Origin of the sequence: Bdellovibrio bacteriovorus, from assembly GCF_041888015.1 — a bacterium.
Lineage (GTDB): Bacteria > Bdellovibrionota > Bdellovibrionia > Bdellovibrionales > Bdellovibrionaceae > Bdellovibrio.
In genome coordinates, this window is sequence record NZ_CP168968.1 from 193,151 (window position 1) to 216,524 (window position 23,374).

Annotated in this window: 19 protein-coding genes and 1 tRNA gene; 10 read left to right on the forward strand and 10 right to left on the reverse strand. The window is 49.1% G+C overall.

Annotated features, from left to right (window positions below; translation table 11 throughout):
• Nucleotides 1-21: 21 nt before the first annotated feature.
• The gene (locus tag ACES2G_RS00985; protein WP_347358042.1) at nt 22-831 is read left to right on the forward strand and encodes a gamma-glutamyl-gamma-aminobutyrate hydrolase family protein; all 810 of its coding nucleotides are present in this window, start codon (nt 22-24) and stop codon (nt 829-831) included.
• On the opposite strand, the gene ACES2G_RS00990 is transcribed toward ACES2G_RS00985, so the two are convergent.
• Genes ACES2G_RS00990 through ACES2G_RS01010 form a run of 5 tightly spaced genes read right to left on the reverse strand, consistent with a single transcriptional unit; the run spans nt 828 to nt 5,981 of the window.
• Nucleotides 828-1,844: a M48 family metalloprotease gene (locus tag ACES2G_RS00990; RefSeq protein ID WP_347358043.1), complete on the reverse strand. Its 1,017-nt coding sequence runs from the start codon at nt 1,842-1,844 to the stop codon at nt 828-830. The genes ACES2G_RS00985 and ACES2G_RS00990 overlap by 4 nt on opposite strands.
• Nucleotides 1,814-3,136 carry a DEAD/DEAH box helicase gene (locus ACES2G_RS00995; protein WP_347358044.1) on the reverse strand — a complete coding sequence of 441 codons (1,323 nt, stop codon included), beginning with the start codon at nt 3,134-3,136 and terminating at the stop codon, nt 1,814-1,816. Before ACES2G_RS00995 ends, ACES2G_RS00990 begins: the two co-directional genes overlap by 31 nt.
• A gap of 59 nt (nt 3,137-3,195) precedes the next feature.
• Entirely contained in the window at nt 3,196-4,125 is a 930-nt protein-coding gene (gene tadA, locus ACES2G_RS01000; RefSeq protein WP_374001041.1) for a tRNA adenosine(34) deaminase TadA, read from the reverse strand.
• The gene (locus tag ACES2G_RS01005) at nt 4,125-4,877 is read right to left on the reverse strand and encodes a TerC family protein (RefSeq protein ID WP_347358046.1); all 753 of its coding nucleotides are present in this window, start codon (nt 4,875-4,877) and stop codon (nt 4,125-4,127) included. Before ACES2G_RS01005 ends, tadA begins: the two co-directional genes overlap by 1 nt.
• A 42-nt stretch (nt 4,878-4,919) precedes the next feature.
• Nucleotides 4,920-5,981 carry a hypothetical protein gene (locus ACES2G_RS01010; RefSeq protein ID WP_347358047.1) on the reverse strand — a complete coding sequence of 354 codons (1,062 nt, stop codon included), beginning with the start codon at nt 5,979-5,981 and terminating at the stop codon, nt 4,920-4,922.
• A gap of 179 nt (nt 5,982-6,160) precedes the next feature.
• On the opposite strand from ACES2G_RS01010, the gene rpsU reads away from it, so the two are divergent.
• From rpsU to ACES2G_RS01040, 6 genes are all read left to right on the forward strand, one after another.
• Entirely contained in the window at nt 6,161-6,355 is a 195-nt protein-coding gene (rpsU, locus tag ACES2G_RS01015) for a 30S ribosomal protein S21 (RefSeq protein WP_374001877.1), read from the forward strand.
• 92 nt (nt 6,356-6,447) lie between these two features.
• Nucleotides 6,448-6,894 (forward strand): GatB/YqeY domain-containing protein, encoded by a 447-nt coding sequence (locus ACES2G_RS01020; protein WP_374001042.1) that lies wholly within the window; start codon nt 6,448-6,450, stop codon nt 6,892-6,894.
• Nucleotides 6,895-6,908: 14 nt separating this feature from the next.
• Nucleotides 6,909-8,777, forward strand: coding sequence for a DNA primase (gene dnaG / locus ACES2G_RS01025; RefSeq protein WP_374001043.1), 1,869 nt, complete (start codon nt 6,909-6,911; stop codon nt 8,775-8,777).
• A 14-nt stretch (nt 8,778-8,791) separates the two neighbouring features.
• The gene (rpoD, locus tag ACES2G_RS01030) at nt 8,792-10,621 is read left to right on the forward strand and encodes an RNA polymerase sigma factor RpoD (RefSeq protein WP_374001044.1); all 1,830 of its coding nucleotides are present in this window, start codon (nt 8,792-8,794) and stop codon (nt 10,619-10,621) included.
• Nucleotides 10,622-10,782: 161 nt separating this feature from the next.
• Nucleotides 10,783-10,859: transfer RNA gene (locus ACES2G_RS01035), tRNA-Met, on the forward strand.
• Nucleotides 10,860-11,152: 293 nt separating this feature from the next.
• On the forward strand, nt 11,153-11,509 hold the full coding sequence (locus ACES2G_RS01040; protein WP_374001045.1) for a hypothetical protein: 357 nt from the start codon (nt 11,153-11,155) through the stop codon (nt 11,507-11,509).
• A gap of 177 nt (nt 11,510-11,686) precedes the next feature.
• Here ACES2G_RS01040 and ACES2G_RS01045 read toward each other — a convergent pair whose 3' ends face one another.
• Nucleotides 11,687-13,051 (reverse strand): short-chain fatty acid transporter, encoded by a 1,365-nt coding sequence (locus ACES2G_RS01045; RefSeq protein ID WP_374001047.1) that lies wholly within the window; start codon nt 13,049-13,051, stop codon nt 11,687-11,689.
• A gap of 147 nt (nt 13,052-13,198) precedes the next feature.
• On the reverse strand, nt 13,199-13,441 hold the full coding sequence (locus tag ACES2G_RS01050; RefSeq protein WP_374001048.1) for an AbrB/MazE/SpoVT family DNA-binding domain-containing protein: 243 nt from the start codon (nt 13,439-13,441) through the stop codon (nt 13,199-13,201).
• A 211-nt stretch (nt 13,442-13,652) separates the two neighbouring features.
• Between ACES2G_RS01050 and ACES2G_RS01055 the strand changes: the two genes are divergently transcribed.
• Together ACES2G_RS01055 and ACES2G_RS01060 are read left to right on the forward strand one after the other, a co-directional pair.
• Nucleotides 13,653-17,114: a hypothetical protein gene (locus tag ACES2G_RS01055; protein WP_374001049.1), complete on the forward strand. Its 3,462-nt coding sequence runs from the start codon at nt 13,653-13,655 to the stop codon at nt 17,112-17,114.
• 80 nt (nt 17,115-17,194) lie between these two features.
• Nucleotides 17,195-17,572: a SnoaL-like domain-containing protein gene (locus tag ACES2G_RS01060; protein ID WP_374001050.1), complete on the forward strand. Its 378-nt coding sequence runs from the start codon at nt 17,195-17,197 to the stop codon at nt 17,570-17,572.
• 55 nt (nt 17,573-17,627) lie between these two features.
• Here the strand turns inward: ACES2G_RS01060 and ACES2G_RS01065 are convergent, their stop codons facing one another.
• Both ACES2G_RS01065 and ACES2G_RS01070 read right to left on the reverse strand, forming a co-directional pair.
• Complete coding sequence (locus tag ACES2G_RS01065; RefSeq protein WP_374001051.1) at nt 17,628-19,187, reverse strand: GIY-YIG nuclease family protein; 1,560 nt, start codon at nt 19,185-19,187, stop codon at nt 17,628-17,630.
• Nucleotides 19,178-21,556 (reverse strand): ATP-dependent DNA helicase, encoded by a 2,379-nt coding sequence (locus tag ACES2G_RS01070; protein ID WP_347358677.1) that lies wholly within the window; start codon nt 21,554-21,556, stop codon nt 19,178-19,180. Before ACES2G_RS01070 ends, ACES2G_RS01065 begins: the two co-directional genes overlap by 10 nt.
• A 103-nt stretch (nt 21,557-21,659) precedes the next feature.
• Here ACES2G_RS01070 and ACES2G_RS01075 point away from each other — a divergent pair, with 103 nt between their 5' ends.
• Nucleotides 21,660-22,598, forward strand: a complete 939-nt coding sequence (locus ACES2G_RS01075; protein ID WP_374001052.1) for a hypothetical protein — start codon at nt 21,660-21,662, stop codon at nt 22,596-22,598.
• Here the strand turns inward: ACES2G_RS01075 and ACES2G_RS01080 are convergent.
• Nucleotides 22,595-23,350 carry a PhnD/SsuA/transferrin family substrate-binding protein gene (locus ACES2G_RS01080; RefSeq protein ID WP_347358675.1) on the reverse strand — a complete coding sequence of 252 codons (756 nt, stop codon included), beginning with the start codon at nt 23,348-23,350 and terminating at the stop codon, nt 22,595-22,597. The two genes, ACES2G_RS01075 and ACES2G_RS01080, sit on opposite strands and share 4 nt — an antisense overlap.
• Between the last annotated feature and the right edge of the window lie 24 nt (nt 23,351-23,374).

The window sequence follows — 23,374 nt, forward strand, 5'->3', positions numbered from 1 at the left end:
TTTTGGGTCCACACTTAGAGTGTGGACGCAGTAAAACCTTTACTCATTGGTCTTTCTCCTCGTCTTTTGCACAAGACGCCTGATGGTTTTGAAATTAAAAGCAAAACCATTCAGTATCTGGAACAAAGCTTGGCGCACTTGATTGCCAAGCATGGCGGCCTTGTCTTTATGGTTCCCTCTTTGGAATCCTCCGGTCTTTTGGAAAAAGATGATCTGAATGTGCATCAGTATGCGGAAATACTGGATGGCTTGGTCTTGCAGGGCGGGGTGGATATTTCTCCGACTGTTTACGGGGAAGAACCTATCGAAATCATGGCGAAGCATCAGATTGATCCCATTCGTGATCGCTATGAGTTGAAACTTCTAAAAGCCTTTGTGACCCGCAATAAGCCGGTGCTGGGAATCTGCAGGGGCTTCCAGCTGATGAACGTCTTTAAAGGTGGCACTTTATTCCAAGATCTGCCGACTCAGCTTCCCAGCAATCTGTCGCATTTCAAATCTGAGCTTTATGAAAAGCTGACTCACACCGTGGATATTGAGCCGGGTGGAATGTTGCAAAATATGTATTCGTCCGGCGGAGAAATCGTCTCTATTCATCACCAAGGGGTGAAAAAGCTGGGGCACGGATTGCGTGTGGAAGCGCGTTCTCCAGATGGCCTGGTCGAAGCTTTCAGTTCAACGGAAGATGGGTTCTTTGTAGGAGTGCAGTGGCATCCAGAATTTCATATTGATGATGAGGCTCGCTTCTTGTCGTCAGAGCCTTTGGTGAAAAAGTTCCTGGAGGCCTGCCGAGGTCTCCAGAAACCGGTCGAAAAATCTTACGATCTTTAACTTTTTTGCTGCTTCTTTTTGGCAAGCTCGGTGCACAGGGCTTTCATACGATCAAATTCCTTGGTCGATGTGATAGCGCGTGGGTTGCGGGTTTGCTCGGAAGCCATTTGATTCATCTGAGTCACACGTTCACGACTTGGTGGATGGGTGCTCATCGCGTCCGCCAGTGAAGTCATCATGGCGTTTTGTTGCCCTTTGTTCTGCTCTTCCATTTTTAGAAGTTTGTCATAGAAAAGGCCGACTTTGTCTTTGTCATATCCGGCAGCCACGGAAGTTCTGAAGCCGATACGATCTGCTTCCATTTCATCTTCACGTGAATTGGCCATGAAAGCATATTTTTGAATCAGCAAACCACCGCCAGCTCCGGCAGCAGCTCCATACAAGGTGGCTTTCTGCATACATTCATCATCGCCCTGCTTGCACAGCATTTTGCCCAGGCCATATCCCAAAGCACCGCCCAGCAGGCCGCCGCCCGCCGCGTACATCCAGGATTTGCCTTCGGCTTTTTTAGCGGCATCCATGCGAATGGCTGTATGACGAGCTTTAATGTGGCCGACTTCATGGCCGATCACCCCAGCTAATTCCGCCTCGGAATCAGCCATGGCAATCAGAGGAGCTGTGACAAAGACAGTTCCTGCCGGCAATGCAAAGGCATTCACGTAGCCCACATCCACAGCTGTGAAGTTGTAGTTGTAGGGTTGGCCTTCAAGCTGATTGGCTGTCACGATCCTGCGACCCAGCTGGCTGATATAAGATTGAAGTTGGGGGTTTTGAATGGCGGGATAGTCTTTGCGCATTTGCGGAAGAACTTCCGAAGTCATGCGCTTTTCATCAGCCACGGTCAAAGAGGTTTCGTCCCCGCGCAGATTTCCTTCACGTTGGCGGTGCTGTTCAGTTGCACAGGCCGCCATCAGAAGTGGGAGCGAAGCCAAGAAAGTTCTTCGTCCCATCGGGGTGCTGGTCCATTGTTTCAATACATCGTCTAATTTTTGGATCGCTTCCTTTTGTGCCATGGAGTCGATTTTACGCGAGGGCCTTCGCCTTTGGCAACAGGGCGTTTGTTCCCACCGGAAGGTCTGTGTTTTGCCTTGTTTTGCAAACGCTGACCTTCCAAAATCGCTTTGGCTTTTCCAACCGTCATAACGGCAGCATTGGCGGCGTCATCAGAATGGAAAGGCTGATCTTCCACTACGGTGACTTTAGTGCGGGTTGTTTTTTCAATCGCGAACAGGAAGGACTTTTCTTCTGCGGTACAGAAGGAAATGGAAATACCCTCGGCGCCAGCGCGGGCCGTTCTGCCGATACGATGCACATAGCTTTCAGGAATGTGTGGCAACTCCATATTGATAACGTGAGTGATGCCGTCGATGTCGATTCCGCGGGCAGCGATATCCGTAGCGACCAGGACACGCACATCTCCGTTTTTAAAATCCTCTAAAGCTCTTTGGCGTGCGTTTTGAGATTTGTCGCCGTGAATTCCGGCCGCTGTGACGCCAGCCTTAGTCAGTTTATCCACAACTTTATTGGCGCCAAACTTCATCGCAGAGAACACCAGAACTTTGTAGAGTGCTGGATCTTTCAAAAGATGCAGCAACAGATCCAGCTTTTGAGGTTTTTCCACGAACATCACACGCTGCTCGACTTTTTCTGCGGTTGAGGAAACCGGAGTCACTTCCACTTTTCTGGGATTCACCAGAATACGATTGGCCAAGGTCTGAATTTCATGCGGCATCGTCGCAGAGAAGAAAAGGTTGTGACGTTTCTGTGGCAGCAGAGGAAGGATTTTTTTAATATCCTGCATGAAGCCCATGTCCAGCATGCGGTCAGCTTCATCCAGGACAAAGATTTCCACACGATCCAGCTTCAGATGTTTTTGCTCGTGCAGATCCATCAGACGACCTGGGGTTGCCACCAGAATATCCACGCCACCCTGCAGGGCGCGCACTTGCGGGCTTTGTCCGACACCACCAAAGATCACAGCGTGCTTCATTTTCAGATGCTTGCTGTAGGCCTCGATGTTTTCATGAATCTGAATCGCCAGCTCGCGAGTGGGTGTCAGAATCAGGCAGCGCGGAGACTTGGGTTCAATCTTGCGTGTATACTTGGAAAGGTTTTGCAAAATCGGCAGTGAAAACGCGGCCGTCTTGCCTGTGCCGGTTTGGGCGATCCCCAGCAGATCGTGCCCTTCAAGAATAACAGGAATAGCCGCCAACTGAATCGGAGTTGGGGTTTCGTAACCTGCTTCTTTTAAAGAAAATTGAAGAGGGGCAATTAGGGGAAGATCAGTAAATTTTGTAGTAGTCATTGGATCAGACTTCTAACAGGGGGCCTGCGCCCTGTAAATTTAATTCTGGTTTCGAGGGGTTATCGTCGGGATTGATTTTTCTTTTTGGCGGTTTTCAGAAGTTTTTGCACAGCCCAAAGGATGTCTTTGTTGTAGGAAAAGACCTGTGAAGCGGTCTTTTCGTCAATCCACTCCACACCCCGATGATAAGAGGCATCCTCAACTTGTGTGGGGGCAACCCACTCCTGATCCAGAACACCCACGAAGAAGGTGGTTTTGCAGGCGTGAACTTTTCCATCCCAGGGGAAGTCGTACTTTCTTTCAAAAGCTGTTTCTTCCAGGATGCGCACACGATAGCCGGTTTCTTCCAGGCATTCGCGCGCTGCCGATGCGGCAGGCGTTTCGCCTTCTTCAATCGCTCCACCAGGAAGGAAGAAATAAGGAACTTCCGAGGTGGGATCAACGGCATGAAAACCAAGAACTTGATTCTTGTGCAGAACCACCGCAGAAGATCTTTCGCGGTAAATTTTCTGGGTCTTGTCGATCTTCTTTTCGTCGCGACGGTCTTTAAAAAAGCTTTGCAGCAGATCGCTGCATTCATTTTCCAGAATGCCGCCAGTGACCTCCACCTGATGATTCAGGCGGGAGTCATTCAAGATTTGATAGAGGCTGTCAACGCCACCCGCTTTGGGGTCGGTGGCGCCGTAAACCACGCGTGCAATGCGGGACTGTTGAAGGGCCCCTGCGCACATGATGCAAGGTTCAAGAGTGACATACAAAGTACAATCACTCAGTCGCCAACTTCCGCGTTTTTGTGAGGCTTTGTGCAGAGCCAGAATTTCAGCATGTCCCAGTGGGGTCTGCTGGCGTTCGCGCGTGTTGATGGCGTAAGAGATCAAACCTTCAGGTCCCACGACAATGGCGGCAACGGGAACTTCATCCCGTGAGGCGGCTTTGCGGGCCAGTTGCAAAGCCTTTTTCATCCATTTTTCGTGGTGGGCTGAGTTCACTATGCTTCCTCGGCAATTCTTTCGCGCAGTTTGACGGGTTCTTTTGGTTTCTTGCGACGCATACGAATGTTAAGCATCTCCACGCCGACAGAGAAGGCCATCGCGAAGTAAACATATCCTTTCGGGATATGAACTTCCAGAGCTTCAACGATCAAAGTAAAGCCGATCATCAGAAGGAAGCTCAAGGCCAGGATCTTCAAGGAAGGGTGTGAGTCCACAAAGTTGCTGATGGTTTTAGCTGAGACGATCATAACGGCCGCTGACAAGATGACGGCGGCCACCATCACAGCAATTTCATTTACCATACCCACGGCAGTGATGACAGAATCCAGGGAGAACACGACGTCCAAAAGCAGAATCTGCACAATCACAGCACTAAAGGAGTGAGCGACAGCATTGGATTGGCTGCCTTCGGCGCCTTCGAGTTTGTGATTAATTTCCATGGTGCTTTTCACGATCAGGAACAGACCGCCTAGCAACAAGATGAGATCGCGTCCGGAAATTTCCTGACCGAAAACCTCAAACATGGGCTCGGTAAGTCCGATGATCCAGGACAGGGAGAAGAGCAGAATCACACGAGTGATAACCGCCAGTCCCAACCCCACCATGCGGGCTTTGTTTTGCTGCTCTTGGGGGAGCTTGCCAGCCAGAATGGAGATAAAGATGACGTTGTCGATACCCAGAACAAGTTCCAGGGCAAAAAGGGTGAAGAAGGCGATCCAGATTTGTGGGTTCGCAAGCATTTCGGTCATAAAAAAAGAGAACTCCTGTTAAGTCGTTCTCCTTTTTGTAAACTATTTCATCGGGCTTGGGTATTTCAGATCGCGGTTCAGGAAGTCCTGCATCCAGATTTTTTTAGGCCCGATCTCCCGCCATTTGGTTTCAAGGGAATAGGACGCATAGGGGGTTTGGATCTGATACTGGAAGTCGCTGTGTTCGGCCATCACAGCAAAGGTCAGACTTTCGGCAAAGTCTTCAAAAGGGCTGACCGCAGCGTAAGTGGATACGAAATTTGTAGGATGCAGCTGGTGATAGAAGGCCTCAATATCCTCCAGGCCCAGTCGTTCCGAGCAGCCATAAAAACAAAGCTTGCTCCACAGCGGAAATTTTTGTTCCGGGAGGGGAGCCAGGGGGCTTTCCCAGCTCAGTGCGCCCCAAGAACCTTCTTTTGGAACCAGCTTTTTGAATTCTTCCGGGTTCCAATCAGAGAGGTCGCAAGTGACGCCTTCCGGGCAGATAAAATGATTGGCCGAGTTTGAGAAATCCAGAATATGCGCAAATTCATGCACGATAATATAGTGAAGTGCAGAGAGTGAAATCGGCAGGGTGACATCCACGCGAGGCCCTTCTGGCAGGTGAACGAATGGAGGTGCCTTGATGCCGAAGGCTTTTTGTTCTTTCCAGCCAAAGACGGAAGTGGCGTCATAGTTTTGCTCAATGAGAGAGCGGCGAATTCCCATGAAAGACCCCCGCACATTTCCTTGGGCATCGGCTTGGATGACTCCGGCATAGGCCAAAGACTCCAGTTCGTTTTCGATGTAAATCACATCCAACCCGCAGAAGACCTTTTGCAGTTTCGGCGGCAGAATATCGTAGATTTTTTCCAGGGTCGGAGCGGCAGCAGGGCTGTCGGCCTGACACTGGCGGGATTCCTGAGGATTCTGAGAGGGATTCACGATGCAGGTGATTTGCTGGATGCGAGAGCGGCAGTCAGACTGGGAAAAGTGGGAGAATTTTTGGGAGGGGGCGCGTTCAAAGCGCAGTTGTCCGGGTTTTAGGATGTAAAAGTCCTCCCAGGCGTGGGCGTGACTAGTTCCGACGAATATTAGTGATATCAAATAGATAAGTAATTTCATAGGGTCCCCTCTGTTGCAATTTCCGCATTCCTTTGGGGGTGTTTCAATCAAATTGTGCAAAGGCGTGAATAATTCTCTGCGTCAGGACCCCGAGACTTGCCCCTTTTGTGCTGCTTTGTTATACACTCTTTCTCTCAAATTCATAATTCCACACGGGAAGGAAGGTGATTGTCGTGGCAATGGTTAAGATCAAAGACGGTGAGTCTTTTGAATCTGCGTTCAGAAAATTCAAAAAGTCTTGCGAAAAAGCAGGTATTCTTTCTGAAGTTAAAAAACGCGAAAACTTTGAAAAGCCTTCTGTAAGACTTAAAAAGAAGTCTCTCGCGGCTCGTAAGCGCGCTGTAAAAAAATCTAGAAAAGGTTGGAACGACTAGTTCCCTTTTTGAAAGTTTGTTTTTTCAAGAGGCGACCACTGGTCGCCTCTGTTTTATGACCGAATCTCTTCTTAAGTCCCTTTGGAGGCGCTATGGAACTCAGAGATAAAATCGCTGCAGATGTTAAAGCTGCAATGATCGCAAAAGAATCAGCAAAGTTGGGAGCTCTTCGTATGCTCCAGGCTGCGATCAAAAATCGCGAAATCGATATGAGACCAGATCCTATCACTCCAGACGAAGTGATGAATGTGGTAAAAAAGCTTGTTAAGCAACGTAAAGAATCCATCGAGCAGTTTCAGGCCGCAGGCCGTACGGATCTGGTTGATCAGGAAACAGCGGAACTGAAAGTTCTGGAAGTTTATCTTCCAGCACAAATGGGCCGTGAACAAATCGAAGCTCTCGTTACTGAAGTCATTGCAGCATTGGGTGCTAAAACCGTGAAGGACATGGGTCCAGTGATGAAAGAAGTCATCGCGAAATCCGGCGGCGCCGCAGACAACAAAGTAGTGAGCGAAGTTATTAAATCTAAGCTTTCTTAATTTGTTGGAGAGGCATGCGATTTTCTCAAGACTTTATCGAGAAGGTGCAAGAGGGTAACAACCTCGTTGACATCATCTCTCAATATACTCAGTTGAAACCTAGTGGTAGCGGCCTTATGGGCCGCTGTCCGTTTCCTGATCACGCCGAAAAAACGGCGTCGTTCTCCGTTTCTGAAACCAAACAGGTCTATCACTGTTTCGGTTGTCACAAGAGTGGCAACCTGTTTTCGTTTTTGCGTGACTATCAGGGGATGAGTTTCCCCGAGGCCGTGGAATACCTTGCGGACCGCGCAAGTATCCCGATGCCAGCGCCGGAAAAAGAAGATGCACAACGAGACCAGGCACACGACAAAAAGAAGTTGTTGTTAAAAGTAAATAAGCTCGCGGCTGATTATTTTTCAGAGCAACTTAAACGCGTTCCCCATGATCACCCGGTGAAAAAGTACATTGCCAGTCGTGGTTTGTCTCAAGAAGTGATTGAGGCTTTCGGTGTGGGTTATGCCCAGCCTGAGTGGGACGGGTTGGAACAATACCTACTGAGCAAAAATGTTCCGATGGCCCTGGCGGAAGAAGCGCGTCTGGTGAAGGCTCGCAACAACAAGTCCGGGCATTTTGATATTTTCCGTGATCGTTTGATGTTCCCGATTTTCTCTGCGATGGGGGAACCCATTGCATTCGGTGGACGTTATTTAGAGAAAAAAGAAAACGAGCCGAAGTATTTGAACTCTCCGGAAACGCCGGTGTTCGTTAAAGGCCGCGTGTTGTACGGTCTGTCGCAAACTGCGCGTTACATTCGCAGTGAAGACATGGCATTGATCGTGGAAGGGTACATGGATCTCGTGTCCTTGTATCAGGCTGACATTCGTAACGTGGTTGCCACGATGGGTACGGCTTTGACGCCGGATCATGGCAAGATGCTAAAGCGTATGACCAAGAACGTGGTTGCCCTGTTTGACGGGGATCCTGCGGGAATGGAAGCGGCCGAGCGCAGTTTGCCGATTTTGCTGGCGGCGGATTTATATCCAAAAGGCCTCACATTGCCGAATGGCATGGATCCTGACGATTATGTGAAAAAATACGGATCTGAAGCTCTGAAAATCGAGCTGGATCGCGCTCCGGATCTATTTGTGATGATTCTGTCGCGTTGGATGGAAGGATACCGTGGCGAGGCTTCGGAAAAAGTAAAATTGGCCGATAAGTTAAAGCCATTGTTTGAGTCCATTCCTGACCTTCGTTTGCGGGATTTGTACTTGGCAGAGGCCGCTCAGAAAATGGGCGTAGGCCTTCCTTGGCTGCGTCAGGCTGTGGGAATACAGGGCAGTGGCCCTGTAAATTCACAAAGTCGCCCGGGAATGACTAGGACGGTGCAGCCAAACCCTTCTGCGGGCGCAGCTAACCCAAAAGCCTCTTCCGAGGTGTCCCAGTCAGTGGATGGAGGTAAAATCAGCCTTCAGGGAGCCTCTAAAGCGGAGCTGATGCTGTTGGGATTGGTACTCAAAAGTCGTGCCAATTTCGAGTCGTTTGTGAGTGAAAATCTCCTCGAGAGCACGGCCCATGAAGGAGTGAAAAAGATCCTCGAAAAAGCCACGGATGTGTATAGACAAGATCTTAGTAAGTTTGATAAATTGACCAGTCTCCTTGTCTCTTACGTCGATCAGCCTGAATATTTATTCCAAGTGAGCCCAGCGAATGAGGGCGATCCAGGGTACGACGAAGAGGCAGAATTGAAACTCCTGCGCGATTGCTTTAAGCGCGTAAAAGAAAATTTCCTGCGCGATCAAGCAAAGCGCCTGGCACGAGATCTTAAAAACGAACCTAGTTCGGAAAAGTTGGAACAGATTATGAATATTCAGAGAAACCGAATCTCTCTGAATAAAGGGTAAAAGGCGGGGTATTGATGAAACCGAACCTACCAAATAAACAAGAGAAAGAACCTGTAAAGGTGCTTTCTTTGCAGGAACAGGAAGCTCTGATTAAAGAAGAAATCCAGAGATTCCTGAAGCTTGCAAAGGAGAAGGGTGCACTCACGATCGAAGAGATCAATGAGCTCCTTCCCCCTGAAATTATCGCTCCGTCTGTCCTGGACATGTTCATGCATGGCCTTGAGGGCGGTGGTGTAGTTATTTCAGACTTGTCTGAAAGTTCGAAAGAGGAAGAAGGCGAAGGCGCCTTCCTTGAAAACGTCGATTCTGAAGACGAAGAAATTGATGATGAAGAAAAAGCGGAAAGTGAAGACGTTAAGGGGAACGACCCTGTACGCCTTTACCTGCGCAAAATGGGTAGCGTTTCCCTACTGACTCGTGAAGGGGAAGTGGAAATTGCTCGTCGTATTGAAAAAGGGGAGCGCGAGATCGTTCGTGCGATCCTTTTGTCCCCATTGGGTACCTACGAGATCATCCAGCTTGGTAAGCGTCTTGATGAAGGCCGTATCAAAGTTAAATCGATCTTCCGTGGTCTTGAGGACGAGGACACTCAATACGACGAAAAGGAATACATCGATAAGATCCATGAGCTTATCGGTCGTGTGACTGAGTACCAAAAAGCGGCGGAAAAGCTGTTCCTGACTCTTCGTAAAGAAGAGACGAACACTCCGGCTCGTCAGGCTGCCATGAAAGAACTTGTTGTGATGAACGACAAGTTGATGGCGAACTTCGAGTCCGTGAACTTCAACCGTAAGACAATCAACCGTATCGTGATCAAGTTCAAAAACTTGGTGAGCCGTATCGGAACTCTTCGTCGTCGTATCAAAGACGGTGTGGAGCGTACGTTCTCTAAAGACGTTGCTGCAATGGCAGAGCGTATGAAACTGATCGATGCGAACGAAAAAGAACTGACCCGTATGACCCGCGATACTGGTTTGAACTATCAGAAGTTCAAATCCTACGTATTGCAGGCTCAGGAAGCAGAAAAGCGTATCAGCCGTTTGGATTCAGAAACAGAAATGAATCACAACTGGGTTAAAGAAACCTACACAGCCATCTGGAAAGGTGAGCGTGAGGCCGATGCTGCGAAATCCGAGTTGGTTGAAGCCAATCTTCGTCTGGTTGTATCCATCGCAAAGAAGTACACCAACCGCGGTCTGCAATTCCTGGATCTGATCCAGGAAGGTAACATCGGTTTGATGAAAGCCGTTGATAAGTTCGAATACCGTCGTGGTTACAAATTCTCGACTTATGCGACTTGGTGGATCCGTCAGGCGATCACTCGTGCTATTGCCGATCAGGCGCGCACGATCCGTATCCCTGTTCACATGATCGAAACCATCAACAAACTTGTTCGTACATCTCGTTATCTGATCCAGGAACTTGGCCGTGAGCCGACCCCTGAAGAGATCGCAGATAAAATGGACATGCCAGTTGATAAGGTTCGTAAAGTTCTGAAAATCGCGAAAGAGCCTATCTCTTTGGAAACTCCAGTGGGTGAAGAAGAAGATTCGCACTTGGGCGACTTTATCGAAGACAAAAAGGTTATCAATCCTGCAGAAGCGATTGTGAACCTGAACTTGGCTGAACAAACTCGCCGTGTGCTTTCGACATTGACTCCAAGAGAAGAAAAAGTTCTTCGTATGCGTTTCGGTATCGGTGAAGAATCAGATCATACTCTTGAAGAGGTGGGTCAGGACTTCAACGTGACTCGTGAGCGTATCCGTCAGATCGAAGCGAAGGCGTTGCGCAAGCTTCGTCATCCGTCTCGCAGCAACAAACTGAAAGCGTTTGTTGATTCCTAGTCCGCGGACGCGGGCAGAGCGCAGCCGCCCACCGGGCGGCGTAGCTGAAGCAGCAAATTTCAAAGGCTCCCTTCGGGGAGCCTTTTTTCGTTTAAGGCCTAATGCGATGTGCGTTTGCCAAGGTGGGGGAGGTTTGATAGGCTTTTCCCATTCCAGATCGTGGGGGGCTAGCTTAGTTGGTTAAAGCACGGTGCTCATAACACTGGGATCGGGGGTTCAAGTCCCTCGCCCCCTACCATTCCCTCTGTTTCTTCTTTATTGCCGATAGTTTTGATTTTTAAATGAGTTTGGTGCTGGCTTTGTCGGGACGCGAAAGCCGAGGCATCGAGCCTCGTCTTTCTAAGCGTTCGGCATTTGCGGCCTTCGCCGCAAGAGCCTCACGCATGCTCCACACTAAAAAGTGCTACTAGCACTTTTTAGCGCGGGCACAACCTCGCCCCCTACCATTTTTGCCAAGCAAAAATCCGTTAGTCTCCAATTTCCAATATCTCTGCCGGTTTGCCAGTGTTAAAAATGTAAATGGGGGCACTCATGAAACTACTAACTATGTTTTTTGTATTAATTCTTGGCGGCGCAGCGCAGGCGATGACGGCAAAGGTTGTGAATTCAACGGACGTGCGATTTATGGCTGACTTGATTTTAACTCGAACGAGCGGAGGGGCTCCGCTCAGTGTTGTGGACGACAAGATCTTGGCGCCCGGTGAAGCCTTCGAGAAAAGCTACGGGGTGTTGGATACCAACGAACTTGTTCTTAGATACGAAATCATCTCCACCGACAATAAACCCATCTGTTTGGGCAAAGTGGATGTGACCTCTAAAAGCAACTTCAAGCTGGTCGTCGATGGCCACCCTGGGATGGCTCCTGTGGATTGCAAAGTCACCCAATAAGGGTGTCGCAACAACAAGACCCGCAGAGCTTTTATTGGGCGACGAACTCAATGGGCTGCGTGTTCCCAATAACTTTTCCTTCGGAACCCAAGTCATAGCCATAACGAAATGCTGCCGGGAATTTCACCTTTATCAGAGCCAACGAAGTTGGCACTGATGACCAGAAAACTCAGGTAATTACAGGAACAAGAATCCCGCCGAGATCACAAGGCCTGAGTACAAAAGGACGATCAAACAAAAGCCCATGATGTCGCGGGCGCCAAGGCCTGCGATTCCCAAGGCTGGCAAGGCCCAGAAGGGCTGGATCATGTTTGTCCATGCGTCACCCCAGGCAATCGCCATCGAGGTCTTGGCTACGGACACGCCCAGCTCTTGCGCCGCAGGCAGCATGATCGGAGCTTGTACGGCCCACTGACCACCGCCGGAGGGCACAAAGAAGTTCACAATACCCGCGCTGATAAAGGTAAAGAACGGGAATGTTGTGACGGTGGAGATGTTCACAAACACATTGGACAGGGCTCCGGCCAGCGAAACACCGCTGCTGCCGCTGGCCACCATCAGACCCATGATTCCCGCATAGAACGGGAATTGCAGGATGATCCCGCTGGAGCTGATCACGGCAGAACGAATCGCCAGAATGTAGCGACGTGGAGTCCCGTGCAACAGAATGCCCAGGAACAGGAATATGAAATTCACAATGTTCAGATTCAGATCCAAACCTTTTTTGAAGAAATAGTTTACGATGTACACGCTGGCAAGGGCGCACAAGATCAAAGAAACCCATCTGCTGTTTTCAATGCGATCTGCCCACGTCCTGTTGCCGTTTTCCGTGTCTGAAACTTCGTCATTTAGCAAAGCCGGATCCACAGTCACGGTTTCTTCCGGACGTGGGTGCATGAACATGTTCAGCAGGGGCACTGTCACCAAAAGGACTATCACGATGGCCAGGTTGTAGGTTGAAAACAGGGTTTCAGATACCGGGATCATTCCGGTGACGACATTGTTAGAGGCCTTGGCCAGATTCCCGTCCGTGGCAATCGTCAAAGGAATAGATCCGGAAAGACCGCCGTGCCAGATTAGAAAGCCGGAATAAGCAGAAGCGATCAGCAGGCGGTAGTCGACAGTTTTTACTTTTTTCGCGATCTCTTTGGCAAAAAGAGCACCGATCACCAGGCCAAAACCCCAGTTGAACCAGGAACCCAGCAGCGAGACCAAAGAAACGACAACGATCGCCTGACCAGGGGTGCGCAGGTGGGAGGCCAAAGATGACAACAAGCTGGAGCAGGGGCGCGAGTTCGCCAACGCATGGCCGAGCACGAGCACCAGGACCATCTGCATCGAGAATCCCAACAAGCCCCAGAAGCCTTCATACCAACCGTTCACAGTTTCAAGGAAGCTCATGCCAGTTACGGGCATTGCCGCGGCAAATACGATAAAAGTCAAAAGCGCGCAGAAGATAAAGGGATCAGGCAGGTATTCATTGACGAGCTTCACACTGAATCGAATGAGTTTTTGAAAGGCATTGTCGCGGGCTGGGTTCATTGCTGCTCCTTGGTGAAGACTAAATTAGAGCGGCAAAGGTCGTGGTTGTCATCTTAAGAAGAGCTAAATGGGGCACTGGCGAACGTGTGCCCCCGGGCATGCAGCCTTTGATGTTTTCGTCCCAAGAGCAGCAAATCGCAGCTGGGGTTAAACGCTGGCTTCGGGCTCTGTGGTTTTTTCAGTTTCTTGGGTCCACTCCAATAGCGACAATTCTGAGGTTTTGGACCAATCAACCTGTTTGCGGTTGATGATGCGGATAGAGACCTCGTTCCCATTCACGGTCCACAACAAGGTGTCGCCTTTGGCGATTCCTAGGGCTTGGCGGACGCGGGCGGGGATGGTGGTTTGGTTCTTGCGGGAAGCTTTGGATGTTGCACCTGATTTGCTCATGCTGTTGGATCTCCGTAAGTCTATCTTAAAGGCTAAACGGGCGTTTTGTCCCCATTCCGACTGCCATAAGGCTCTACAAACAATCCTTCGTCCAGTTAGGGCTTTGAAGGGCCTGCCTTTCTGATAAGTAACAGACCTGAACTCTTCGCAACTGGCGTTCGGCAGTGGAATTCACTAGAAAGTGACCTTTAACAATTCGCAGGTGAATGTCATGAATCGCTTTTTGTCCCTTTTAATCCTTGTCCTTTCCGTACCCCTGTCTGTCCTGGCGACAAGCCCGTACTCTCCGTCAGAGGGTGTCCTTGAAAAAGGCCATGATCCGGCCCTGCAGCTTTATCGCAATAAATTCTTTTACAATTCAGACGGCGCCTTATCCCCGCGCAAGCTCGAATCTTTGGTGCAGTTTCTGGAGTTTCAAAAGTCCCTTTTGATGGATTCAGCCAAGATGAACCGCAAGACCAATTTGATTTTGGTGCATGGCTATGAAAACGACAAGGCCGAGAAAGAGGGCCTAGAAGCCCAAAGCAGCGAGTCCGAAACCATTGCGCCTTTGATCTTTGCCCTAGAGCACACACGGGATCTGCAGGCGCGCTCTTCGAGGATGAGCCCCAATGAAATCCATGAAAAAGTCGAACTGATTCTTCTTTTTATTGCCGCTGGTTACACCCCTTATCCGATGACGATCTTTACATCTCTGGTCGAGAGAGTGAAAAATCTGGCAGAAAATTTCTTTGAGTTTTCCATAGATGATTCGGCCAAAACCCAAGCCAGCAATTTACTTTTAAACGGACACTTCGCAAATCAAAAAGAACTGCGAGCCTATCAGCAAGCGGGGAATGATCTTTCAAAGCTGGATCCCCCCTCCTCGGCGATCTGGACGGACAACGATATCGCCGCGTACGATCCTTATTTAGAAATCTATTGGAAAAGAAAGTTCTTTCCTCCTAGGAATAATCCGCTTCCGGTCTTTCGCTATGAGCGCATGGGGAATGGAACGATCAAGTTCAAAACCCACTGGTTTGACGATCAGGAGCTAAATAAAAAAGGCCTTCCTAAAAAGAAAGACGTCACCTTGCGTGTGGGCTTTGAAGCCTACAATGCCTCTGTGGTGAATCATCTGGCGCGTATCGTTGGATATCCTGCCAATCCCACAGCATTTCGACCGGCGATCAAGCTGGAACTGGGGGATTCCTCGTTTGAAGAGTTCTTGACTCAGTGGCGCAGTGTGCACGGTCTGGAAATGGGTTCGGCGATGACTCATGTGGAACGAATTCCAGGCGAAAATGCCGTCATCATGAAGAACGTGACCTTGGAAGCTTATCCAGACAAGGACGACTATCGTCGCATGGGTCCGTTCCGTATGGGGGACAATGGTTTGCGCAACCGCCGCGAGTACCGGGCCATGGTTCTTTATAATGCTTTGATCTCGTTGCAAGATCAGTTTGAATACCAAGCCCGTGTGGACGCCGTTCGCGACGAGCAGCGAGGCTGGCTTCCGATCTTTTTCCTGTCCGACACCAGCTCGGCCCTGGGGTTGCCAGCGATGCTTGGAAATGTGGGGGCCGTGAATGAGTTCACGTGGGAGTTCACAAAAAGAAACAACGGAGAGGTTCGTCTGTTCTGGTTCTCGGTCTTTAATTCGCGAACCTGGAAGGACACCACTTACAGTGATGTGAAGTGGCTGGCCCGTCGTATGGCGCAGATTCGCACGGATCAAATTGACGGGATCATGCAAACTTCGGGATTCCCCGCGCCCGCACAAAGATTGTATGCAGAAAAGTTCAAGTCTCGTCTGAATAAGATGATGGTGGACTTTGACTTGCTCAAAGAGGGTTTTAAGATTCATCCGGTGCAGTCAAAGCAGGACCTGGCGTCGGCTTATCCAGAATACATCAACGAGCACGGCTTTCTGAAAGAAGGCGCGCAAGAGTATCCCGGCAACACGTTACCGATTTTGGGAAATCGTTTTACTCCTTTTCAAGGGGCGATAGTTCTTACTATTAATGCTCTTCAAAATAAATTTTTGTCGCTGTTTAATCCAGCAAACTATGGCAAGGCGGACTTCATCGTTGATTTGGGTAACGGGACTTTGGATGGCGGAATTGGCTTTGAGGCTTCCAGGGGCGTGAGCGTGAATCCCGAGCTGGGGCCCGGCCAGAAGCGGTATCTTTTGAACGACAAGCTGAGTATCAGTCTGCCAGTAGGTATCTTTAACGATCGAATCACAGCGCCAGTGGGGCTTTACTACACCTACACTTTCGAATACCTTCACAGTGTTTCCACAATGAAGGAAGTCGGCACCAGTCGCTTCTTTAGTCTGCTGAATCCATTTAGTATTCGCGAGATTCGAAGATCTTTGGCTATCGGCGAACAACTGCGAGTCAGCCATTCCTTTGGTGCTTCGGTCGGCAAGACCAAGTTGAAAGTAATTGAGGACGTGCAGATCGAAGCGGCCTTGATTGGTCTGGGGTATGCCTCAGTTAAAACAGTGTATTATTCCAAACCTCATCCGACGCTTTTTGAAATCAGCACGGATCATGTGGACGTGGCTTCTGCGTACAGCGGCATTGATATACGAACCTATCTTCGTTTGGCCGCCAATGTGCGGGCCGAGCGAACGAAGAAGGTCTATCGCATGTACCGGGTGGATTTGCTGAATGAGTCATTAGAAAAACAGCTCCAGTTGCAGGATGCCGTGGAAGCCGCTTTGGTGGACACGGATTTTACATCCCTTGCCAAGGTGGTCAAACCCCATGAGTGGATTGAGTCAGCGAAAACCAAAAGTTTCAACTTGGCCTTTATGGTCTGGAAGCGATCTTCAAATACGGGAGTCAGTGATCTTTTGGTGGATGGAAAGAAACTGGTGCTGGGGCATAAGTCACGATCTTATGATCGGGCGCTAAGTCGTCTGTGGGACGATAAGCTTGATATTGGATTCTTTAAACCAGCGACAGATGTCGTTACCAGCTTCTGGGGCGAAGGCATACAGATTGGTACGGTTCTGGAGGCTGTCGTGGATGATAAGGCAAAGCGTTTTTCTGAAATCGAAGTGACGCTGACCCAATCCATTTTTGACAACTATTGCACTCGCAAAGAATTTGAAAAGACCTTTAAGAAGTTCTTTAACAAACGGGCGGGGCTGGACGGGTACATTCGCTTCCAGATGCCTGAAGAACTGGACGCCTATCCCGAACTTGTGGGGACCATGCGCTGGCAAATCTCCAAAGCAGCTCTGCGCGATATTCTGACGGCGGCCACGAATATCAATAATCTGGATTACCTTGTTCCTGGCGCTCGTTACGGCGACGACTCTGTCGGCAGCGATCCGCGTGAGAGCATCAGTCAGAAAGCGCAAAAACTTCTGAAGGCTATGGATCGCGAGGTGACGACATTCGGCAAGCTCTATACGTTGGAAGCGCAAGCCAAAGATCTTCTCAGTCTTTTCGAGGATCTGACCGGAAAGAAAGGCGAGATGGTGTCTTATCTGCGCAAGTTTACACGCGATGAAAACATCTGGCTGACCACTAATATTGCGAACATGCTTGAGCTCAGTCATCCGACATTCCGCAAACAGAAAAATGGAGAGTTCTGGGCTCGAGAGATTGGCAAATATCAAGGCCACAGCTATCTGGACCGGTTCCGCCGGGCTAATCTGTTGCAACCCGTTTACTGAGCTTGCTGCTGTATTCAAACATATTCCCTTGGGCTGGTCGTCAGTTCAGTATTGAGTCCAGCAACCTTTAAGGAGGAAAGATGGAGACACAATCGGAAGCCCTGAAAGTGGGACAAAAGCTGGTGGAGTTATGCAAAAAAGGTGAGAACCTGCGGGCTGTAGATCAGCTTTATTCTGATAGAATCGAAAGCCATGAGGCGGTATCAATGCCGGGAATGCCCGAGGGTGTGAATGGCATCGAAGCCATTCGCAAGAAAAACCGAGAGTGGGACAAAACCATGGATGTTCATTCGATGGAGGTGGATGGCCCGTTCCCTTGCGGAGACCGTTTCGCGGTTTATTTCAAAATCGATGCGACTGATAAAAAAACGCAAAAACGCATGAAGATGAACGAAGTGGGTCTTTACACTGTTCACAACGGAAAGATCATTAAAGAAGAATTCTTCTATGCTATGTAAATAAACCGGGGACTCTTCTGAAAGAATGCGGGAGAGTCTCTGAGCGGAAGACTTTTTAACAACAATTCAGTTGGTAGTGTCCCTTTTTGGACTTCACACGGTCTAATTCGGACAGCAGAACCGCCATACGGTCATATGTGACGACAGAAGAGTCCCGCCAGCGAGGGGATGCAATTATTGTTTCTAACGGCAGATCTTCCATCTGCTGACCGTTTCTAAAATACAGAGTGAAGCGGGGGCCCTTGCTGGAAAGGGCATACTCGATATCCGTGTTCAGTAACTTTGTTAACTTGCGTGCTCGCAAATAAGCCTGCGCCGCTCGTTTGAAATGCCGCTCGAACTTATCGGCAATGTCTTCAGCAGTCAGCTCGACTTCGATTTCCTCTTCCTCTGAAATTTCAACATCGGACTCAAGTTCTTCCAGGGCCTCTTCCTCTTCCGGGGGAGCATTTTTCACAAAATACAAACCCAGTGCAAAGATGGAACGCATGGAAGTGAATGTTTCCATACGTTCTTGATGACGGTTACAGAAGATTTCAAATCCGGCTTTAAGAAGTTCTGAATCCAAAGGCTCGTAGAACATGTTGGGATCAAAAGTCTGTTCTTCAGATCGCAAAGATTCATTGAGTTTTAAAATGGAATCAAAGACCAGAGCATTCGAGAAAGGACCAATTGAATGTTCCTCGTCCTGCTCAGGGCTCATGGAAAGGAAATCACGACTAAAGAAGATGAGGCTGCGTTCCCCGGCCTTTAAGCTGATATTATAGCGAGGGTTGTGCTTTTTGATTTCATCTGTTTCCAGCAAGGCCGCTTCCAAAGGCGTGCGACAAGGGGTCACCACCAAGTCATAAGCCTGAGTCAGCATTTCAAGCTTAAAGGAATCCCGCCCCTTTTGCCCACGGAAGTAACTATTCACACGATCGTGCAGGGACGTGGCTTTGCCGACATAAAGGATCTCACCCCATTGGGAAATATAGCGATAGACTCCGGGAACCTTGGGAAGATTCAGGCGCTTTTCCTTGGGCATGGGATATTCGTATTTGGTTTTCTTCGGAGCTTCCTGATTCAGCCAGATATTTAAGTCTTCCAGCGTTTCAACCTGCTGTTTCTCAAGTTCATTTAAAAGCTGATTCCAAATCACTTGAGTTGCTTCGACATGACTGAAGCCGCGCTTAAATTCACCTGACGCGTGACCAAAATAGCCAGCCAGCCCCTTGATGCCTTTGGCCGGAAGATTCGGGAAGAGCCTTTTCGCAATCGCATGGGTACAGATCACCGGGAACTCACGAAGCTTTAAGGCTTCAAAACTGGAAGCCAGAAACGGTCTTTCAAACTGAGCAAAGTGAATTACCGCTGGGCGGTCCGAGATCTCTCGGTAAAGGATTTCAAATATTTGATCCAAGGGTTTTGCGTCTTCAAGCTCTTCACTGCGGATGCCGGTCAAAGACAGAATTCTTTTCGGGACCGGCTGATCTTCCGGCTGCGCAACCAAATGGCTGCGAACGTCGGGAACATCTGACAAAGCCCAGGCGATTTCCAAAATATTAGCCGTGCCTGGCTTGGCTCCGGTAGTTTGCAAATCCAGAAAGAAAACTTGCAGGTCCTTTAATCGCACGAAGATTTCTCCGCACTTTTCCAGAAGGATTCAAGGTCGGATATAATCTTCTGTGACACCAGCTCTTTCGGACTTTCCTTGAACCAGCCGCCGGGCATGGCTTCCGCATAGACGGGATTTAAGAAGCGCGAATCCATCAGAATAATCACACCCTTGTCTGTTTCAGAGCGGATCACACGACCCGCGGACTGAATGGCCTTCGCCATGGCCGGGTACACATAGGTGTAATTAAAGCCGTGTTCTTTTCCATAGCGACTATCGAAATAGGAACGGATTTGCTCGCGCTCAAAATCAAAGCTGGGTAAAGCCGGACCGATAACAAAGGCACCAATCAGCATATCCCCAGGGAAGTCCACGCCTTCTGAGAAAACTCCGCCCTGTACACCCAAAAGCAAAATGGGCTCAGTCGCGGATTTCAATTCCTCCAGATAGATCTGCACATCAAGTTGTTTCATGTCGCGCTCTTGGCGCAGAACCCGCAGGTGCGGGACTTGCAACAGCTTTTCAACTTGGGCCAGAAATTCAAAGCTTGGGAAAAGGGCAATGTAGTTTCCGGGCTTCACACGAGTGACTCGGGCAATGACTTCCGCGACTTTGCCTGAGTTCAATGCCCGATCATTCAGTTTGGTGGAAATCTGCGGGATGATCATCAGTTGACGGTTTTCAGTTTTGAACGGGGACTGGAATTCCAGTGTCTGACTTTCATCCGGGAATCCTAAGAGTTCCTGATAGTAGGCAAAAGGTTTTAAGGTCGCAGAGAAAGCCACGACGTTTTTAAATTCTTTATAGGCCAGCTTCAATTGTTCAGAAGCATCACAACAAGTCACCTTCAGCATTTCGCTGAAGCGGGTGTTCTGATAGGTCGTGAAGAACTCCGGTCCGTGATAGTCTAAGGCCGCAATGAAATCGCTCCACATATTCATCATGCGCAACATCGGATCACGCTGAATAATCTCGGTTTCGCTGTCTAGATATTCGGTGGTCAAAGCCCGGATGGATCTTTCCAGATCCAAAAAAGGTTCAATATCAATATCGACTTTGCGGGAACCACCATCTTCACCGTATTCCTGAATCAAAGATTTGGCTTTGCGAATCAGGGTTCCGGCTTGCAGTGAAAAAGTCGCAGGCAACTTGGTAAAGTCTGACTCCAGAATATCCAGGTCCTGCACACTCAAGGAAGGGGAAAAATAATCCTGCGCACGGCTGGGTAGGTTGTGAGCCTCATCGATCACCAGATTGGGCTTTTCAGCGGACTCTAAAAGGGGTTCTGAAAGCCGCCCCAGCAGACTGCGTGGAGAAAAGGCATAGTTGTAATCGCCAATCACCACGTCGGCCTGTTCAATGGCTTCGACCGAAAGCTCAAAAGGGCAGACTTCGTATTCTTTCCCCATCTCGATCAGCTTTTCTTGAGTCAGCTTGCGTTTTTTACTGAGTTTGTTGACCACATCGTGATCGGCAAGTTTGGTGTAATAGCCCCGGGCAAATTCGCAGTAACCGGGATTGCACAGGGTTTCAGCCTTCAGGCACATCTTGCTTTTTGCCGTTAACGTCAAGGAACGCAGCTTGCTGCCTTGTTCTTGCAGCTTTTCAACAGCTTCTTCGGCAACAATGTGCTGGGAATTTTTTGGAGTCACATAGACGGTCTTCTGCCCTCGCGCCAAAGAGTCTTTCAAATTCGGATAAAGAACGCCCACGGTTTTTCCCAAACCTGTAGGGGCCTGCACAAGTAAAGGATGCTTGCTTGCCACTTGAGCTTCAATGCTTTCAATCAGCTCGCGCTGCCCAGGGCGAGGGGTGGGAAACGGAAAAGTCATTTCCTCTGCCATCTTCTGACGGGACTTGAACAGCTTTTCTTTGACCTTGGTTTCTTCGACCAGTTCTTCCAGACGTAAAGCCAACCACAGTTCATAGTGGGCAATATCCAAAGTCACACGCAGATCCATGGATTTGAAATTGCGTGAGGAAACCAAATGCAGATTCAGAAAGGGAATATGACCGGTGTCTTTGTAGTGGAAATAGCCATAGGTGCGCAGTTGCCAGATGTAGGGATGATTGTCGTCGGCGCGAAGTTTGCGCCACAGCTCCTCTACATCGAAAGCAGTTTTAATCTCTTCGATTTGAACAGGATTTGCGGTGATGCCATCGGCGCGGCCCGAAATATGAAACTCGTAAGGGCCAGCTTCAAATACCCAGCTCAAACGTTTTTCAGGGGTGTAGTCGTCGAATTCTTTTTGGCGACGGCGCTGAATAGCCAGATGAATTTCTTGCCCGCTCATTGGAGGCGCACCATAGCCAGAGTGAAGCTCGATGCTTCCACGGCGAGGGCACGGCAGGGCAAATTGTCGGACATCCAAAGACACTTTTCTCACAGGCTCTAATCAATCACAAACCAGTGCTAAACGCGACTGCAAAAAAATAAAATGAACTCGGTTTTCCTTGCCCAGAGCGCGACTTGAAACATACCTTGTTTATATGTGGCGTCTTCTCCCGGTCCTTTATATTGCATTTATCCCGTTTGCCGGGGCCCAAGTCGAATCAGAGGCCTTGCCAGAAGAATCTGTTGAGCAAAGCACATCGGCACAAAAAGCCACCGCTTATTTGGAAGGCACTCGGGAATTGCTGTCTGCGCGCGTAATTCGTCTCTCTGAAAGTGTGGATGCCTTGTTCGGCAATACTCGCGCGGATGACCAAAGAAACACCAGCACCTTGCGCGTAAGCCAGACCTACTATATTCGCCGGGGAAGTCTGGGAGCTGACGATCCAGGAACATCTTTGAATCTTTTTCTGCCCAATTTGAAGCGCTGGGAAAAGGCGATGCAGGACAAGATGCAGTTGCCTCAGCGCGGAGATGAATCGGATGTGTCAGTCACACCTTCAGCGGTCGCTGATGAAGAACGTTTGTGGGATTTGAACAGCGAGACGGGGCTGGTGGTGGCGATTCCGGTGAATTACTTCGCACGCCTGCGTCTGCGCCGAAGTTTTTTGCTGGGATATTTTGAAAATTCTTTTTTTGAACAGTTAGGCTGGTCCAAAAAGAACGAATGGGAAGAGCGAACTTCATTGACGACGGACTATGCATTTTCCCGTGATGTCTTATTCCGCTTTGTCAATGAAGCCAACTGGGCGATGACCAACCGAGATTTTGATACGCATCACGGCCCCTCGGTGATTCGCACTTTAAGCGAACACTCAGCGCTGTCCCAGGATTTTCGCTATAATACGAAGCTGATCGGTCGCGCGATGTACAGCGAGAGCTTTGTATTGTCTTCGACCTTTACGCAAAGACTGCCGATGCAGTGGATTTATCTGAAAACAACACCGTCATTGTCCTGGTCTCGTGAGGATGGTTTTACGCCAGCGTGGGCTTTGTATATGACAGTGGAGCTGGTTTTTGGAAATGAAGATTCCTAGTTGCGGAATTCCTCAATCCCTTTGTCTTTGAGAAGTGTGGACCACGATCCGTCATTGAGGATCATATCAATCAGACGATTTACTTCCGCGACAGAGATGATCTTTTGTTCTTTGGATACCAAAATGCCCAAGTCATAAAGCTGGTCGTACTTTGTAGAAATCACTAATTTCGGTCGCTCTTCAGGATGATTTTTCAGATAGATATCCAGATACTCTTTGGTCACCATGGCGATATCTGCGCGCTTCATAACGACAGAACGAATATTGCCATCCAGGGTGTTGGTGAACTCGACATTGAAATCTTTTAAGGCCTTGTTGCTGGTGGAAAGCCCCAGAAATCCGTAATGATATCCCTGCATGCCTTTGATGGTCTTATTCTGAAGATCATCGAAATAACTTTGGCTTTTGGCTTTGTCTTTATGAGCAACAAAGACCTCTGCACCGTGACGGAATATTTTAGAAGCTTCCACGGTTCCGACGGCCCATCCCCAAGTCTTGCTCTCAAAAGCCATGATTTGGTAGCGGGATGATTTCAGATCGTGGTATCGTCGATAGGTCGTCGTGGGTACAAAGGAAAAGACGTATTTGGTCTGCTTCTGATTTAACAACGTGATCAAGTCCAGCGTCAGGCCTTCATAAGTGCCGCCGCGGTTGATGACGTAGGGCGGAAACTCATATCCCCCCAGTTGAACGGGGATAGGCTTTGCCCAAGTCGTCAGACTTGTTAGCAGTAAAATTAAAGTAGTCTTCACATTGACGACCTTAAGGAGTCTTTC